This is a genomic window from Anatilimnocola floriformis, from assembly GCF_024256385.1.
Classification (GTDB): Bacteria; Planctomycetota; Planctomycetia; order Pirellulales; family Pirellulaceae; genus Anatilimnocola; species Anatilimnocola floriformis.
Genome location: NZ_JAMLFW010000001.1, coordinates 4,228,652 through 4,243,871 on the forward strand (window position 1 = coordinate 4,228,652; position 15,220 = coordinate 4,243,871).

22 protein-coding genes and 1 pseudogene are annotated in these 15,220 nt (G+C 56.9%); 19 read left to right on the forward strand and 4 right to left on the reverse strand.

Annotated elements, in window-relative coordinates; all coding sequences use genetic code 11:
* Positions 1–39 precede the first annotated feature (39 nt).
* Positions 40–552 (reverse strand): annotated as a pseudogene (locus M9Q49_RS36075) (tyrosine-type recombinase/integrase); the annotation flags it as partial.
* Between M9Q49_RS36075 and M9Q49_RS16290 the strand changes: the two are divergent.
* A complete protein-coding gene (locus M9Q49_RS16290; protein WP_254509862.1) occupies positions 469–858 on the forward strand; it encodes a hypothetical protein in 390 nt (129 codons plus the stop codon). The pseudogene M9Q49_RS36075 and the gene M9Q49_RS16290 overlap by 84 nt on opposite strands.
* 327 nt (positions 859–1,185) lie before the next feature.
* Here the strand turns inward: M9Q49_RS16290 and M9Q49_RS36080 are convergent, their stop codons facing one another.
* From M9Q49_RS36080 to M9Q49_RS16300, 3 genes are read right to left on the reverse strand one after another with little or no spacing between them, the layout of a single operon-like run.
* Positions 1,186–1,359 carry a helix-turn-helix domain-containing protein gene (locus tag M9Q49_RS36080; protein ID WP_390844181.1) on the reverse strand — a complete coding sequence of 58 codons (174 nt, stop codon included), beginning with the start codon at positions 1,357–1,359 and terminating at the stop codon, positions 1,186–1,188.
* Positions 1,360–1,361: 2 nt separating this feature from the next.
* Positions 1,362–1,856, reverse strand: coding sequence for an HNH endonuclease (locus M9Q49_RS16295; RefSeq protein ID WP_254509863.1), 495 nt, complete (start codon positions 1,854–1,856; stop codon positions 1,362–1,364).
* On the reverse strand, positions 1,853–2,371 hold the full coding sequence (locus tag M9Q49_RS16300; RefSeq protein ID WP_254509864.1) for a hypothetical protein: 519 nt from the start codon (positions 2,369–2,371) through the stop codon (positions 1,853–1,855). Before M9Q49_RS16300 ends, M9Q49_RS16295 begins: the two co-directional genes overlap by 4 nt.
* A gap of 989 nt (positions 2,372–3,360) precedes the next feature.
* On the opposite strand from M9Q49_RS16300, the gene M9Q49_RS16305 reads away from it, so the two are divergent.
* The 18 genes from M9Q49_RS16305 to M9Q49_RS16385 all read left to right on the forward strand — a co-directional run bounded on the left by M9Q49_RS16305 (position 3,361) and on the right by M9Q49_RS16385 (position 15,127).
* Positions 3,361–4,050: a hypothetical protein gene (locus tag M9Q49_RS16305; RefSeq protein ID WP_254509865.1), complete on the forward strand. Its 690-nt coding sequence runs from the start codon at positions 3,361–3,363 to the stop codon at positions 4,048–4,050.
* A gap of 10 nt (positions 4,051–4,060) precedes the next feature.
* Positions 4,061–4,630, forward strand: a complete 570-nt coding sequence (locus M9Q49_RS16310; protein ID WP_254509866.1) for a hypothetical protein — start codon at positions 4,061–4,063, stop codon at positions 4,628–4,630.
* Positions 4,630–4,860 (forward strand): hypothetical protein, encoded by a 231-nt coding sequence (locus M9Q49_RS16315; RefSeq protein ID WP_254509867.1) that lies wholly within the window; start codon positions 4,630–4,632, stop codon positions 4,858–4,860. The genes M9Q49_RS16310 and M9Q49_RS16315 overlap by 1 nt, the downstream gene beginning before the upstream one ends.
* Entirely contained in the window at positions 4,850–5,431 is a 582-nt protein-coding gene (locus tag M9Q49_RS16320) for a hypothetical protein (protein ID WP_254509868.1), read from the forward strand. The genes M9Q49_RS16315 and M9Q49_RS16320 overlap by 11 nt, the downstream gene beginning before the upstream one ends.
* Positions 5,432–5,443: 12 nt before the next feature.
* Positions 5,444–5,827: a hypothetical protein gene (locus M9Q49_RS16325; protein ID WP_254509869.1), complete on the forward strand. Its 384-nt coding sequence runs from the start codon at positions 5,444–5,446 to the stop codon at positions 5,825–5,827.
* Between the two features lie 238 nt (positions 5,828–6,065).
* Positions 6,066–6,347 (forward strand): HNH endonuclease, encoded by a 282-nt coding sequence (locus tag M9Q49_RS36085; protein WP_390844186.1) that lies wholly within the window; start codon positions 6,066–6,068, stop codon positions 6,345–6,347.
* A gap of 82 nt (positions 6,348–6,429) precedes the next feature.
* Entirely contained in the window at positions 6,430–7,071 is a 642-nt protein-coding gene (locus M9Q49_RS16330) for a DNA methyltransferase (protein ID WP_254509870.1), read from the forward strand.
* Positions 7,072–7,280: 209 nt separating this feature from the next.
* Positions 7,281–7,598: a hypothetical protein gene (locus M9Q49_RS16335; RefSeq protein ID WP_254509871.1), complete on the forward strand. Its 318-nt coding sequence runs from the start codon at positions 7,281–7,283 to the stop codon at positions 7,596–7,598.
* A 68-nt stretch (positions 7,599–7,666) separates the two neighbouring features.
* On the forward strand, positions 7,667–7,963 hold the full coding sequence (locus tag M9Q49_RS16340) for a hypothetical protein (RefSeq protein ID WP_254509872.1): 297 nt from the start codon (positions 7,667–7,669) through the stop codon (positions 7,961–7,963).
* A gap of 8 nt (positions 7,964–7,971) precedes the next feature.
* Positions 7,972–8,487 (forward strand): hypothetical protein, encoded by a 516-nt coding sequence (locus M9Q49_RS16345; RefSeq protein WP_254509873.1) that lies wholly within the window; start codon positions 7,972–7,974, stop codon positions 8,485–8,487.
* An 18-nt stretch (positions 8,488–8,505) separates the two neighbouring features.
* Positions 8,506–9,630 carry a hypothetical protein gene (locus tag M9Q49_RS16350; protein WP_254509874.1) on the forward strand — a complete coding sequence of 375 codons (1,125 nt, stop codon included), beginning with the start codon at positions 8,506–8,508 and terminating at the stop codon, positions 9,628–9,630.
* A gap of 1 nt (position 9,631) precedes the next feature.
* Positions 9,632–10,300, forward strand: coding sequence for a LamG domain-containing protein (locus M9Q49_RS16355; RefSeq protein ID WP_254509875.1), 669 nt, complete (start codon positions 9,632–9,634; stop codon positions 10,298–10,300).
* On the forward strand, positions 10,300–10,578 hold the full coding sequence (locus M9Q49_RS16360) for a hypothetical protein (RefSeq protein WP_254509876.1): 279 nt from the start codon (positions 10,300–10,302) through the stop codon (positions 10,576–10,578). Before M9Q49_RS16355 ends, M9Q49_RS16360 begins: the two co-directional genes overlap by 1 nt.
* A gap of 104 nt (positions 10,579–10,682) precedes the next feature.
* On the forward strand, positions 10,683–10,931 hold the full coding sequence (locus tag M9Q49_RS16365) for a hypothetical protein (RefSeq protein WP_254509877.1): 249 nt from the start codon (positions 10,683–10,685) through the stop codon (positions 10,929–10,931).
* Between the two features lie 9 nt (positions 10,932–10,940).
* On the forward strand, positions 10,941–11,390 hold the full coding sequence (locus tag M9Q49_RS16370; protein ID WP_254509878.1) for a phage terminase small subunit P27 family: 450 nt from the start codon (positions 10,941–10,943) through the stop codon (positions 11,388–11,390).
* Positions 11,391–11,392: 2 nt separating this feature from the next.
* On the forward strand, positions 11,393–13,030 hold the full coding sequence (locus tag M9Q49_RS16375; RefSeq protein ID WP_254509879.1) for a terminase large subunit: 1,638 nt from the start codon (positions 11,393–11,395) through the stop codon (positions 13,028–13,030).
* Positions 13,020–14,564 (forward strand): phage portal protein, encoded by a 1,545-nt coding sequence (locus tag M9Q49_RS16380; RefSeq protein WP_254509880.1) that lies wholly within the window; start codon positions 13,020–13,022, stop codon positions 14,562–14,564. The genes M9Q49_RS16375 and M9Q49_RS16380 overlap by 11 nt, the downstream gene beginning before the upstream one ends.
* Complete coding sequence (locus M9Q49_RS16385; RefSeq protein WP_254509881.1) at positions 14,561–15,127, forward strand: HK97 family phage prohead protease; 567 nt, start codon at positions 14,561–14,563, stop codon at positions 15,125–15,127. Before M9Q49_RS16380 ends, M9Q49_RS16385 begins: the two co-directional genes overlap by 4 nt.
* The last annotated feature ends 93 nt before the right edge of the window (positions 15,128–15,220 follow it).

Below are 15,220 nucleotides of genomic sequence, written 5' to 3' on the forward strand. Positions count from 1 at the left end.
CGTCAGCGTGGGCGTCGAATGGCGGGCCAGTTCCTGAGCGACTTTCACCGAAGCGCCTGAGTCAATGACGTTGGTGATGTAGGTATGGCGGTAGGCGTGGAAGTCGATCACTTCCCCCTCAGCGTTTTTGTACTTGAGGAAGTCGCTTGCCTGCCGCCGCTTGTGCTCCGCCTTGTCGTCTTCGGCTGCCTTGAGCCATTCCGCCCGTGCTGCTTTCAGATCGGCTTTCAGCATCCGGCAGAGCTTTTTGGGCAAGCCTTGGAAGACAAACTTCCCTTTCGCCTTGCCGACAAGCCACGCCTTTAGCGTTTCGGCTAGTGCGCGGCTGATTGGCTGAACTGCCAACTTGCGGTTTTTTACACAGCCAGCTTTGGCCGTGACCGTGGCGTTATCCAAATCCGTCAACTGGAAACTGGCTGGCGTCAGTTCCCGCAATTCGCTTCCGCGATACCCAGTGCCGTTGGCCAGTTGGTAAACGACGGCCCGCGTCTCGCCATCCAAGGCGTGAGACTGGTCGGTTCGCTTGCGCGTGCTGACGAGCAGCGTCGTCATTTCATCGGCAGTGAAGACGCGCCGAATATGGCGACGGTCGGTTTCGGCGTTGAACTTTTTCAGGCACTCAAGCTGGTCCTCGCGGATTACCTTTGCCTCTCGCGTCAGCCACCGCGTCAGTCCCTTGATTGCCGTCAGGTAGTGATTGCAGGTTGTCAGCCCGCGCGACTCACCACCCACATTGTCGCGAATCGCGGCAATCGCCTTTTGGACCGCTGGTGCGGTCAAGTCGCTGATGTACTTCGCCTTGGCATGGGCAATGACAGCTTCGCACTTGTACCGCGTCTCGCTGACGTGTTGTGCTGAGTTGTCACGCGCGGCCAAATCGGTCAGGAAGTTTTCCAGATGCTCTTTGATCGGTCGCCGCGCTTCGTGGGAATACCGATCTTCGCGCGGATCAATCACACCGTCGCGCCGCAGGGCAGCAGCGGCTTCCCATTTTGCCGCGATGCGTTCTGCGGCTGCCTTGTCGCTGGTCTTGGTACTCTTGGTGCAGCGTTTACCTTCATGGTCGGTCCAATCTGCGATGTAGTTGCTGCCGCGCGAACGCTTGTAAATAGATGCCATTTTTGTTGTTCCAAAAGAGGAAAGTGCCGAGCGGAGTCTAACTCCGTTCGGCACCGGAGTGGAGCGTCATTTGCCTCGATTTTCCGAGATAAATTGCCGTAAATCGTCTACTGAGTAACGGACTGCCCTGCCCAACCTCACGCACGGAATAACCCCACTGGCCGTGAGCGACCAGAGAAGGCGCTGAGAAATTGAAAGCATCACCGATGCTTCCTTTCGAGAAATCAAAAGTCGTTCCATTGTTATGCCGCCATTCCAAGGGTTTCAGATTCGGGGAAGTTCAGTACGGCGAAGTCTGGCCACACCGCTCGCGCCGCAGCGTCATACGCTCTTGCGGCCGCAATCTTGTCGTCGAAGCGACCAAGGCGAATTGGCACGTAGTTGACTTTGATCTTCGCGAGCCACTTCCCAGATTCCCAACAGACGCCACGGAAGCCTGATTTGTTGTTTGCTCTCAATTTTGAGTTCACCGCGTTTTGCGATGCTGTGGCGGCCCGAAGATTTTCGAGCCGATTGTCTAAGCGATCTTTGTTGATGTGGTCAGTGCGAAAGCCTGGCTCGCGTCCCGCAAGTTCCATCACATAGCGGTGAAGCAGAATTGTCCGCCGCTCACCATCAATGTCGGCTTGGCGGTATGCGTAGCCTTTCGAGTGAAGGCTCCATTTGTATTGGTTCACTGCTTCGGCGAACTCATCGTCGATCTCGCTGAATGCGTCTTTGCTTAGTTCGATTTTCATAGGGCTGTCTGATACTCCTGATAGATGGCGTTGCGACGGTTCCTCACTGTCGCGGGGGTAAGGTTCAGTTGCTTGGCGGTTTGGGCCACGGTGAATCGCTGCGAGAGAAGCTCGACGATTCGGTGGTCTGTCTCATCGCCGCAAGCGTCGTGGATGTCGGAGAGCATTTCCGCTGACCGATCCTCAGGCGCGGCGATGGCATCGCCTTCGATGGGCTCGAAGGTAGGCGGCTGGTAGGTGCCGTCTGCGATTCGCCGTTGCTTTGTGCTTGGCGATGGTCCCGGCTGGTCTGCCAGAATTGCTTTCTCAATTGCGTGGTCGATGCTAGTGGTCAGATAACCGTCGGTCGCGTCGGGCAGTGCATCCAGAGTCTCGATGAGCGCCACCAGCGCCACGCTTTCCAAATCGTCGCGTAGGTAGCTGAGTGATGGGGTGCGTTTGACGCGGGCTGCAACACGACGTTTGCTCAGTGGCTGCAGTTCCAGAATGCGATTGTCTCGCGGGGATAGGTCCATCGTGGACTCCTGGGGATATGCCACGGCCAGAGCGGCTACGCGGCGGTAAAGAATGGTGCGAGACTTTCTCGCTACCAATACAGGATGGCAAAAACGCAGTTCGTTCTCAGAAATCCGGCAAGATTGCCGAGATTTCTCCTGTCCCTGCCTGCTACCAATACAGTAGGAAGAAATCGGTCATTTGTCCGGTGTGTTCGTGACTTCTTTCCCTAAGAATATAGGATGGCAAAAACGCGTTTTTTTCGCACACAAACCGGAAATTTTCCGGCTTTGTCGCCTTCCTACATATCAATATAAGAGGGCGAAAATGCGTTTTGTTCTCACGAAATCCAAACATTTTCGAGAATACTTTCTCCCGAATCGACGCGGCGATTCGCATGGCACAGCAGAGTCAGGAGAGGGGCGTGGCTAAACTTCGCACGTCGATGCGTGGGCGCTTTTCTGGCCAACGCAGAGACCGCCGTGCGCGTTCTGATTGGGGTGCTATTTGCACGCTGCAGAACGCTGCCTATTGCGTTTAACGCGATGAGCATCTGGCGACGGCTTCACCGGTGCAGGATTGCTGACGCGGGGTAGTAACTAGGGCAGTAAACAGTAACGAATTGGGGGTCGCCAGATTACCCCTTATAGAGTGTATGTTTATCTATATGTTTGTTGAACTTAATTCTAACTTACTACATTACTAGATTACTAAAAAGGGCTTTGGTGCGGCAAAAAGCGATGTGGAACGCTTAGTAATGAAGCGCGCGGCAAGTTACCACGTTACTGCTTTCCGCCGCGTGAGCAAACTATTTTCCGGATTCTGGCCAACTCTTTCATTTTCCATTTTCGTTTTCGGACTGCTTGACACTTGTATATCTATAGAGGGACGTTATGTCCCGACCGGTCGAGCCCATTGGCTCCCGCATCCAATCATTCCTAGCCCCGCGTGGGCCTGCGCTGCGGCAGTTGCTGACGAGCACGCCGCAGCCTCTTAAACACCATGAGCCATGCCAACCAGTGCCCCTGCGGCGAGCCGATCAAGTACGCCGCCGAAACCCGCTGCGAAGATTGCTACGCAGACGCGGCACAGCGATTCCACGGCAACAGCCAAACCGTCAACACGCTTATCACCGCTGAACCTGACGCCAGGGTCGATACTCGGCTTTAGTGGCAATCACTGGGCAAGCGTTGGTATCAACCTTGTCACCTACGGCATCCCGTTCTGGAACCTGTCGCACGTCGGGATTGTCGGTGAACACGATGGCGACTTGGTCGTTTTTGAAAGCTGTGTTTCGGCCCCTGAACCCTGCCTGATTCGCGGTGAGCACTTCAGCGGCACCCAAGCTCACACGCTCGATTCCTTACTGACCTACAACGGCACTGTCTGGCACTACCCGCTCTGCCGCCCGCTGTACGAAGACGAACGCGAACGGCTCAACGACTTCCTTCATTCAACAATCGGCACGCCCTACGACGCAATCGGCGCGTTTCGTTCTGGTGGCCTTGGCTTCTCACTCATCGAGTCACTGCTTCGCAACCAAGACCTGAGCAGTCTCTTCTGCTCTGAGTGGTGCGCCGCTGCACTCTGCCACATTGGACTCTTCGCGACTGACAACGTGTCGCGATGGTCACCGAACAAATTCGTGCGTGCCGCGCGTCGGCAAGCGATTCTCTGTCGCCCGCAACGAATCAAATAAGGAGCGAACTGTGAAGCAACTACTGCTGATTCTGATTCTGCTCTTCGCGACCGCAGGTTGCGACATCAATCTCGACGTAAGCGGACCCGCAATTCACGGTCGCTCGTATATCACTGAGCCCGTGTGCAATCTGCCGGTCACCCTTCGACAAACAAACTGGCTCTCGCCATCACGCGAGGGAAGCTGTACTCACGCGACAGTCACCACCGCGCTTCGCTGGCAGAACCGACCGCACACGGCGAACGAATACGCCGCAACTCACAGCGGTGGTGAAACGCCGCAGAGCCTTGCCGCTCAACTCAATGCCGCAGGCATTCGATACGTCGATAGCGTAGGTCAAAACGATGTTGCCTTCCTCGAATGGGCAATCGCCACGCGACGCGGCTGCCTTGTCACGGTGATGGGTGGACGCCACGCGGTGTTCTTAGCTGACCTAACACCGACGCACGCTTGTTTGATCGACAACAACGCACCGCAAGTGCCGCAATGGATCGAACGCGATGCCTTCCTTTCCGAATGGCAGCAGTCCCACAGTTGGGCTCTGGCCGTCCTTTATTCGCCAGTCCCGGAGTTGCCCTAGTGGAATTTGCCGACGCCATCCAACTTGTCAAACAGTTTGGCCCGTTCTTCATCGCCGTGCTGTTCTTTCTCTGGCGTGATTGGCAACGCGAAGACCGACTCAGCAAGCGAATCGACCACCTGGAAGATGAGCAGCGCCAAGTCATCATGCCGCTCGTGCGCGACTGCTCAGCGGTCATCACCAAAAACACAACAGTCATGGAACGAATCGAGAAATACCTTGAACGCTAGAATCTTCGCCCTGTTGGTGCTGCTCTTCGCCAGCACTGCAAACGCCGAACTGGTCACTGACCGTGCCTACGGCGTGAAACACAACCCCGCCGAGCTTCGCCTGACATACCGACCGCAAGATGGCGACAAGCAATACGTCACGGTCTTCGGCACCGGCGCACGACTGACTGAAGCTAAAGGCTGGTTTGAGACAAACCCCGAACTGAAACGACTGAAAGAGTCGAGCCACTTCAACTGCATCGACACCACGTCGGTCATGTTCCGCGATCGATACGCCAGCAATACGCCTGCCACGACCCTGATTCGCATTCAGGATCAGCGAGGCAAGACCATCCATGAGTTCAGCAATCTGCCGATGAGCGCGGAAGCATTCATTCGCAAGATGAACCACGAATGCCCGCGACGTGAACAAGACGACCCGCCGCAACCACTGCCGCCACCGAACACACCAGCGCCCGCGCCGAAGCCGTCTATGCCTCTCTGGCCCATCGCTCTCATCCTGGCCACCATCGCCGCAACTGTTGGCGGCATCCTTGGCATCAAGGCCAAGTGGACTGAAACACACTTCTAAGAGAACAAACAAATGATCCTGACCGGAACAAGTATCGCTATTAGTCTTCTCAGCGTGGGCTGCGCTGGCCTGGGCGCATACACGCTGGGCAAGTGGCTCTTCACGAAAGACACCGAGATTGAAGCTCGTCGTCGCGCTGCGATGCAGATCACCGGCAAGCTGGAAGGCTTCGGCCTGAAACGACTGCCACGAATCACCGGTGCCTATGCAATCGGTGACTACAGTCTGCTTGCCCACGAACTGAAAGCCTTCGCTGACATCCTCATCGGTGACGCCACCGCGCTGATGAAGGAATTCGACGAAGTCTTCACCAACGTGCTGCGGATCAAACTGCAGACGCCCGAAGGCAAAGCACTCGTCGCCGCCAAACTTGCTGACGCGAGCGTGGCCGCTTGAGACCATTGCTGCTTCTGCTCTTAGCTTTCTGCCTTGGTTGTGAAGCCAGTGAAACGCACGTTGTCGCGTACACCGCGCCGTGGTGCCGTCAGTGCGTAATCGACAAGCCGCTGCTGCAATCGCTGCCCGTGCCCTTCACAGAAGTTGAACCGACACCCGGCATGACTATTCCGCAATACGAAGTGCATCGTGATGGCAACGTCACCACGACGCATGACATCCATCGAGTAATTGATCTGTGCCGATAGCCGCCAAGCCCTTGAGAACTCAGCCGCGCCACGAGTCGCGACTCAGTTCTTATCGGCGCGGATACGATCACCACTGGCGCGCTGCCCGCATCCAATTCCTTCGGCAGCATCCGCTCTGCGTCGAGTGCCAATCAGTCGGCATCGCAACCGCAGCAACCGTCGTCGATCACGTCACACCGCACCGTGGCTGCTACGCACTGTTTTGGAATCAATCGAATTGGCAATCGTTGTGCGAGCGATGCCACAACGTGAAGACCGCGCACGGTGGGTAGGGTGATCAAAATTTGACCATGCCTAAAGCCGCTAGACCGTGCCCATCGGAAGCGTATTTTTTGTCAAAAATCTGAGGGTCCGATGGACTGGAAGTCACGCGGCATCGAGCTACACCACGGCGACTGCCGGGACTGGCTCGATTCCGTCACCGCCGATGCGGTCATCACTGACCCGCCCTACGGCATTGCCCACAACACAAACTACACCCGCTTCACTGGCGGACTTTCCGACCACCGCAACTTCGAGACGCCAATCGCTGGCGACGATGAGCCCTTCGACCCTTCGCCGTTCATGCGATTCAAGAAGGTGATTCTCTGGGGCGCAAACTGTTTCAGCGACCGGCTGCCAATGGGCACCTGGCTCGTATGGTGCAAGCGCCGCGACAACCAGATTGGAACCTTTATGTCTGACTGCGAAGTCGCGTGGCAGAAAGGTGGCCACGGTGTCTATCTGCATCGCCACATCTGGAATGGTTTCGACCGCGAGTCAGAACGTGGCAAGACAATCCACCCGACTCAGAAACCCGTCGCACTGATGCGATGGTGCATTGAGCGGCTAAAGCTAAAACCCGGCTCGACGATCTTCGACCCCTACATGGGTTCCGCGCCAGTGGCGCAAGCGGCCATCGAACTTGGTCACCGCTACATCGGCATCGAGAAAGATGCCAAGCACTTCGCCACCGCCGTCAAACGAATCGAATCACTGAACATGCTGGCGGCATAAGACGCCGCAGCGGTGCCGATCTTGAATCGTTCCCTGTTCCCTCAAGCGACTTGTCGTCGGCACCGCGTGGCGCTGGCCTGGGCCAGTGACTCCGCAAAGCGCTGTCAGCGAGAGCATCGTGCAGTATCGCTTGGGCCTTCACGAACGCGAATCACTTCAGCCTTTCTAACCTAAGCGCGGGCGAGTACAAGCCCCACCTTTGAGGTCACATGACGAATTACCAACGCGCCAAAGAGCTTGCCTCTTTCGGCGCTGAACTTTGCACCGAAGCGAAGTCACTGCTCAACGGCATCAACAGCTTCCTAGCGACGAACACCACGTTCTCCATCGACTGGGCTGCTGAGACCTTGCCCGACAATCTTCAAGAGTCGAACGACGGCAACCTCGATGGCCTGCACTTCTCGCGCACCGACTTGGCGAATGCCATCTACAGCCTGAATCAAATCAAGGCGCTTCTGCTTGGCGAATCCGTCTCGCAAGGCAACTACTTCGGCAACGTTCTGAAACTCGCACAGGTGGAAGCATAGTGGCAACCAGACTCGCGGGCCTGTTAGTCGAGGCAGTCGCCGGGACTAACCTTAGCGGCCATCGAGCGGTGGCCCTCATCAATAACCTGGCAGTCTATGCGTCCAACGGGAACCCCGCTCACCTTGGCTGCGTTCGTGGCATTTCCGTCGCCGCTACTGTTGCCGACGCGACCGCACTCATTCGAGTGTATGGACCGATGCTCGAACCTTCTTTCAGCTTCGTGCCCGGCCCCATCTTCGTCGGGCTCAATGGCTCGCTGACGCAGACACCACCAACAACCGGATGGCTACAGCAGATTGCCGTGGCTGATTCACCAACGCAAATCTTCGTAGACCCGCAACCGCCGATTGACCTCGGCAACTAAGGAACAAAATGGCTGGTAACAAGTATCTCAAAAACGCTTCGGGAACCATCACCGAAGAAGCTGCAATTCAGTCTTCGGCTGGCGCTGGCGATGCGGGCAAGATTCCCGCTCTCGATTCGGCTGGCAAGCTCGACAATTCCATGATGCCCACGGGCATCGGCGGTGACACCAAGCAGATTGTCGCGAGCGAAGCTCTTTCGGCTGGCAATCTTATCAACGTCTACAACAACGCTGGCACGCTGAACATGCGCAAAGCGGATGCGACCACGGCTGGCAAAGAAGCAAATGGCTTCGTGCTGTCGTCGGTGAGTTCGAGCGCGACGGGCACCGCCTACTTCGAGCAACTCATTACTGGACTTTCCGGCCTGACGGTTGGCGCGCAGTACTATCTTTCGACCACGGCAGGCACACCATCCACCACGGTGCCTTCTACGAGCGGCAACATCGTTCAGAAGATTGGCCGCGCTCTCTCTGCCACCGAGCTTCTGTTCATGCCGCAGCCAGATCCAATCACTCTTGCCTAGTTCGCATAAGGTTGCCCAATGACGAAACGACTGGTCGTTCACGAGAGCGGCAATCATCTTGAAGTGCCGGTCTTCACCGGTGCCACGAGTGGTCATACCTACGTTCAGATTGCGAATTCATCGAACGTCGGCACGGTGAAACTCGGTGGTGCATCGAACGGCAACGTGTCAATCTTCGACTCCAGCGCGAATCTGAGAATGTCGCTTTCGGCGGATGTCGCAGGCAACGCACAAATCAACGGCTACGATGCGTCGGGCACAAACACCTTCACCATCAACTCGGCAGGGATCTTTTCCGGCCCGGCCAGTTGCCAGTATCTGACTTCGACTGTTGCGACAGGAACGCCGCCGCTCTTCGTTACTTCGACGACCGTCGTGACGAATCTCAACGCTGACAAACTCGATGGCTATGATGCCACCGCGTTTGAAGCTGCGGGTACGACCAGCACCCATGCCGCGCTGACCGCCGCTCACGGCGCAACGGGCGCGGTTGTTGGCACGACGAATAGTCAGACGCTGACGAACAAGACCATCGTCGTTGCGAACAACACAATCACCACGGCAGCGAGCGGCAACCTTGCCGCCACCGAACTCAACGCCGCGCTAGCAGAGTTGCAAGCTGACATCGACACACGTGCAACAACGCAAAAGGGACGAATTCGGTTCCTGAAATCGTTGCCTCCCGCCACGCTCTTCGCCACGGAAGACATTCGCCCTGGCGGTAGCTCACCGGCTGAGTCCGTCATCGTGTGGGACTTCGACGCCGCTTCGATCGAATACATGGACTTCCTCTGCGTACTCGAACACTACGGTGGCGGTGGACTGACGTTCTCACTGCCCTGGTCAGCAACGTCCGCGACGAGCGGCGCTGTCCGCTGGGGCGTTGCGATTCGCCGCATGACCGATGACGCCGAAGATGTGGACGCTTCCAAAACATACGACTTCAACGAAGTCGATGACACCGCAGCCAGTGCTTCGGGCGAACTCAGTTACGCGACGATCACGTTTACCAATGGTACCGACATGGACAACCTGGCTGACGGCGAGTTGGCGATTGTTCGCGTCCGGCGCAATGGGTCACATGCGAATGACACCATGAGCGGCGATGCCGAGTTGTGGTTGCCGAACGCAAGGGAGACCTAAAATGGCCCGCAATCTCGATGGCGTGTCGGACTACATGCAAGGCAGCAATGTTCGCAACGTGCCGTTCACGATGGCAATTTGGTTCAACCCGAATGCCGTAACTGCCACGCTTACGCTGTGCTCGCTATGCACGGGTGGGGTATCGGACCAAAGCCGCTTCCTACTGAACTGTCACGGCGCGCTGGCTGGCGACCCGCTGCGTGCCTCGACGGTGAACTCTTCCGGCACTAGCTCTTTTGCTGCTACATCAACGGCTTCCGTGGCTGGCAGTTGGCAGCACGGTTGCGGTGTATTCGGCTCGGCAAGCAGCCGCGCTGTATATCTCAACGGTGGTGGTAAGGGCACCGAGTCTACGTCCCGGGCAATCAGCAATTCAGCGGTCGTTATCGCGGGCGCACAGCAGACGACTTCTGGCGTGTACACCAGCCAGTTTGACGGTTTGCTTGCGCACTTCACTATCTGGAACGTCGCTCTGACGGACGCCGAAGTCGCCTTGATTGCAAAGCCTGGCTTCGATTCCACGCGTATGCGACCGAATGCAATCATCGGACATTGGCCATTGATCGGCCGAGTGAGTCCTGAAATCGACATTCGCGGTGGTGCGAACCTGACGTTGAGTGGCTCTCCCGGCGCAGGCGACCATCCACGCTTCTGTCAGGAGTTGTGGTGATGGAGCTAATCCTTGACCCTTTCGCCAGCGATCTGATTCTCGACCCGCTGGCCGATGATCTAATTCTGATTATCGGCGAAGCACTGCCGCACGTTGGTGGCTCGTTCAAGTGTGACGCTCACTGGCAGTTCGTTCCCGGCGCAGTAGCCACCGAACTCTTCACGCTCACCACGCTGGCCTTCTCGTTTGTACCTGGCACTCGTGCCACGTATCTCTTCGCGTCTTCTGACGCAGCCGATTCTTTCGTTCCGGGACCGCCATGCAGATCATCGACTTAGAACCCGTCGTTCCCACGACCGGCTTCTATATCCTCTCCCGTATAAAAAACCGGGCAGGCAATTGGGCAGTTCAGTCAGACATCACATCCATCAGCGTGCGCGTTGTGGACGAGGCAACGAACGAACTTGTCTCGACAAGCTCACCCGCTGTCGCTGACGTAGTCTCGAACACGTTGCAGCTTGATGGCCGCTGGCCCAAAGACAAGCTCGGTTACAACGTCGCCTATCCCACCGCTGCCGCTGAGACGCCCGAGCCCAACGCCAGCTATCTCTTCAAAATCAAATTCACGCCCGTGACCGGCGCGCCGTTCTTTGAATACTACCGGGTTCGCACGCTGGCTCCCGCGTTCTAGGAGCCGACTATGACACGCGGACGACCCCGCAAACCCACCGCTGATCTGATTCTCGAAGACAAGTTTCGCCGTGACCGACACGGTGAACCATCGGAAGTCTGGATTCCAGCGGGCGCACCGCAGATGCCGGATTGGCTGAGCCCTGACGCGAAGGCGCTCTGGCAATCCATCGTCCCCGCTCTCGCCAATCGCGGCGTGGCCACCAGCGTTGACGCTGCTGAACTTGGCGCGCTTTGCGATTGGTTCGCCCGCTACCGCGCTGCCAGCCGCGCGCTCGATGCCGTGACCGACATCAAGAGCACCGACTATTACCGCCTGCAAATCTTGGCAGGCGCTGCTTTCAAAAACTTCTCCACGACCGCCAGCAAGTTCGGGCTGAATCCGTCAGACCGCGCCCGCCTCCAGATCGAAGGCACCGATCAATCGAAGGATGAGCTTCTCGCATTTGCCAAGGATTAAGCATGGACACGCTGACGAAGCGTTGGATTCTCAACGCTGCGGACGAGCGTGCTGTCGCCAATGGCTGCCGGTTTGATGAGAAACGCGGACAGAAAGTAGTCTCGTTCTTCGAGCGATTTTTACATCTATACGAAGGAGAGTTCGCGGGTCAGCGGTTCGTTCCGCAAGACTGGCAAGCGGATCTCCTGATGCGCTGCTTTGGTTGGGTGCGCCCTTCCGATCACTGGCAGCGCGACGTGCGCCGATTCCGCAAAGCAAGCATCTTCGTCCCAAAGAAAAACGGTAAGTCGCCGCTTGGTGCTGGCGTCGGCTTGTACTTGCTGACCGGTGACGGTGAGCAAGGGCAGAAAGTCTTCTCGGCAGCGCGTGACGGCGTGCAAGCGCGAATCATGCACGAGCACGCCATGCGAATGGTTCAGCTTTCGCCATCGCTTAGCAAGCACTGCAAGATCAATAAGAGCACTGGCCGCATAGCATTCCTGCCAACGGCATCGACCTACTCGATTCTCGCAGGCGACAACATCAATTCCCAAGAGGGATTGAATGGCTCTGTTGTGATCGACGAAATCCACGTCGTCAGTTCTCAGCTTGCCTCCGTGCTGGAACACATGGGCGCCTCTCGTGCTGAGTCACTGCAATTTGAAATCAGCACCGCCGGTAATAACCCCGAAGGATACGGTCGCAAGCAATACGAATACGGCAAATCGGTCGAGCGTGGTGACTTCCACGACGACCAGTTTCTCTTCGTCGCTTACGAAGCCCCACAAGACTGCACCGACGAAGACATTGAAACCAAGCCAGAAATCTGGCAAGCAGCTAACCCGTCGTGGGGCGTAACGATCAACGAAGAAGAGTTCCGCTCTTCACTCAACCGCGCCAAGCGGTCGCTCACCGACTGGTCGAACTTCTGCATGTACCGGCTCAACCGCTGGCAAGCGTCGGCGAACCCGTGGCTAAAGCAGGATGATTGGTCAAAGTGTGCCCGCAACTTCTCAGCCGATGACCTGCAAGGAATGCCTTGCTGGCTCGGACTGGACCTATCAAAAACACGTGACTTGACTGCAGCCGTGCTGGTCTTTCCCGATGCCGATGGTGAGACGTTCTGGCAGTTGCCGTACTTCTTTCTTCCCGAAGAAGAAGCCAAGGCAAAGAACCATCTGGCTCCATTCCTCGAATGGGCGAACGATGGCTACCTGGAACTGACACCCGGCAATGTGCTCGACTATCGCCATGTTCTGCGGCGTATCGCTGAACTCAGCAAGCAGTTCGACATTCAAGGTGTGGCCTACGACAAGACCTATGCCGAAGAACTGACTCAAACGCTCGAAGAAGAACACGGCATTGAACGCTTTGTCTTTGAGCAATCGTGGCGCAACTTCGCTAGTGGCACCGCCGATTACGAGCGGCTCGTCATCGGTGGCAAGTTCTTCCACCCGAATCATCCGCTGCTGTCCTGGCAAGCCAATCACTGCGAAGTGAAGACCGACAGCAATCTAAACAAGCGCCCGGTCAAACCGCCCCACAACTCGATTAAGAAAATCGACGGCGTGGTGGCTGGCATCATGGCGCTTTCCGCCGCAATCGCGCGGCCAGCAACTCATTCCGTTTACGATCAGAAGGGAGCGGTCCTTGCTCTTTGATTGGTTCTTTCCGAAAGAAACCCGCTCACTTGAAAACCCCGCCACGCCGCTCTCCGTTTCATTGACAAGCGGCTTCACTGACACCGGCCTCGCCATTACGCCGCACACCGCGCTCAACATCGCCGCCGTCTGGCAAGCAGTGAACGTGCTGGCAAACGATGTGGCGAAACTACCGCTGCACATCTATCGCCGCACCCCTGACGGTGGGCGCGAACGCGATACGATGCACCCGGCCAGCTATCTACTGCGGCGCAAATCGAATGCCAACCTGACATCGTTTGCGCTCATCAAGACGATGATGCTGCACACGCTGCTTTGGGGAAACGCCTACGCTTTCATTTTGCGCGACAACGCAGCCAAGCCGCTCGAACTGATTCTGCTGTTGCCCGAACGCACCAAGGTGATTCGCATCAACAACGAAGTTCGCTATCAAACGAAGATCGGCAACGAGACTCGCGTGCTGCGTCCCGAGGATGTGTTGCACATTCGCGGCCTGTCTCACGATGGCATCACTGGCTTGTCGATGATTGACCTGGCTCGCGAAAGCCTAGCGCTTGGGTTGGCTGCTGAGAAGTTTGGCACCAAGTTCTTCGGTAATGGCTCTGTCTCATCGGGTGTGATTACCTACCCCGGACGATTGAAAGAGCAAGCTGCCAACAATCTGCAAAGTGAATTTGAAGAGAAACACCAAGGCCTGACCAACGCCCACCGCACAATTCTTTTGCAGGAAGGCGCGAAGTTCACGCCGCTGACCATTCCGCCTGAGACCGCTCAGTTCCTTGGCACCCGCGAATTTCAGAAGTCCGAAGTTGCCAGTTGGTTCAATCTACCGCCGCACAAAGTCGGCACCGGTGACCACACTTCCTACGCCAGCCTCGAAGTTGAGAATCAGTCGTATCTCGACAACTCTCTTGACCCTTGGCTGCTGACATTCGAGTTCGAGTGCTTCGACAAGTTGCTGACTGAACAAGAGAAGCAAACCGAATCGCACTTTGTCGAGTTCGTTCGCGAAGCGTTGCTTCGTGCCGATCTGCCGACGCGCTACGCCGCATATACATCGGCCATCACGAATGGCTTTATGTCGCGCAACGAAGTGCGCCGCCGCGAGAACCTGCCACCCATCGAAGGTGGTGACGCATTCCTGACACCGCTGAACATGACCGCTGAGCCAACTCAGCCACCCGCGCCAACGACCGACGTGCAGCGCAGCCTGCTGGTTGATGTGCTCGGTCGGATGTCGCGACGAATCGCAGCCACCGCGCGACAAGCTGCCAAGCAACCTGCCGACTTCGAGCAACGAATGCAGCGTGAGCTTGACGACTACGAGCCCCTATTCATGCAGGCCATTGCGCCCGCCATCGGTGCGATTCGCTGCTTGTCGAACGACAACACGCTCGCACCCGGCCCCATCGCACGCCGCCACGTCGCTTCGCTTCGCGACGAACTCAAGACCAATGACATTGAAGCAACCGTCTCGCGCTGGGAATCCAGTGCGACCGAACAAGCCAATAACATCCTGGGGATTGCCCTTTGAAAACCGAAGTCCGTTACCTTGCCACACCTAACTTGGAAGTCCGCAGCGAAGACGGCGCACCGACGCGCATCACTGGCTATGCCGTTGTGTACAACGCACTGAGCCATGACCTCGGCGGATTCCGCGAAGTCATTCGGCCTGGCACCTTCACCCGTTCTCTGATTGACAATCCTGATGTGCGGGCGCTTGTTGAGCACAATGACTTGATGCTTGTCGGTCGCACAGCGGCTGGCACGCTCAAAATCACCGAAGACGAACGTGGTCTCGCCATTGAATTGACTACACCGAACACGTCGGTCGGTCGTGATCTGGTTGAGAACGTGCGGCTCAAAAACTACTCGGGAATGTCGTTTCGGTTCAACACTGTGAAAGACAGTTGGAATCGCAGTGCCGATGGCGTGGTTCGCGAACTGACCGACGTCGATCTGATTGAAGTGTCGGTCGTATCGAGTCCGGCCTACCCAGACACCAGCGTTGCCGTGCGCTCGATGAAAGCATGGTCTGACTTCGACCCGTCGATGCTCAAGACGCTTGAATACAAACTGAAACTCGCTTGCTTGTAGCGAACGTGGGCGACCTCACGCCCGCTATTCCAAGCACTCTCTAGCGCGATGCCCGGTGGCCAAAGCCGCCTTTCTTCCGCGCTCCATTCTGCG

Coding starts and splice junctions, on each gene's coding strand:
- M9Q49_RS36080 (WP_390844181.1), bottom strand. CDS start 1,359: ATGGAACGACTTTTGATTTCTCGAAAGGAAGCATCGGTGATGCTTTCA.
- M9Q49_RS16295 (WP_254509863.1), bottom strand. CDS start 1,856: ATGAAAATCGAACTAAGCAAAGACGCATTCAGCGAGATCGACGATGAG.
- M9Q49_RS16300 (WP_254509864.1), bottom strand. CDS start 2,371: ATGGACCTATCCCCGCGAGACAATCGCATTCTGGAACTGCAGCCACTG.
- M9Q49_RS16305 (WP_254509865.1), top strand. CDS start 3,361: ATGCCAACCAGTGCCCCTGCGGCGAGCCGATCAAGTACGCCGCCGAAA.
- M9Q49_RS16325 (WP_254509869.1), top strand. CDS start 5,444: ATGATCCTGACCGGAACAAGTATCGCTATTAGTCTTCTCAGCGTGGGC.
- M9Q49_RS16330 (WP_254509870.1), top strand. CDS start 6,430: ATGGACTGGAAGTCACGCGGCATCGAGCTACACCACGGCGACTGCCGG.
- M9Q49_RS16335 (WP_254509871.1), top strand. CDS start 7,281: ATGACGAATTACCAACGCGCCAAAGAGCTTGCCTCTTTCGGCGCTGAA.
- M9Q49_RS16345 (WP_254509873.1), top strand. CDS start 7,972: ATGGCTGGTAACAAGTATCTCAAAAACGCTTCGGGAACCATCACCGAA.
- M9Q49_RS16350 (WP_254509874.1), top strand. CDS start 8,506: ATGACGAAACGACTGGTCGTTCACGAGAGCGGCAATCATCTTGAAGTG.
- M9Q49_RS16355 (WP_254509875.1), top strand. CDS start 9,632: ATGGCCCGCAATCTCGATGGCGTGTCGGACTACATGCAAGGCAGCAAT.
- M9Q49_RS16360 (WP_254509876.1), top strand. CDS start 10,300: ATGGAGCTAATCCTTGACCCTTTCGCCAGCGATCTGATTCTCGACCCG.
- M9Q49_RS16370 (WP_254509878.1), top strand. CDS start 10,941: ATGACACGCGGACGACCCCGCAAACCCACCGCTGATCTGATTCTCGAA.
- M9Q49_RS16375 (WP_254509879.1), top strand. CDS start 11,393: ATGGACACGCTGACGAAGCGTTGGATTCTCAACGCTGCGGACGAGCGT.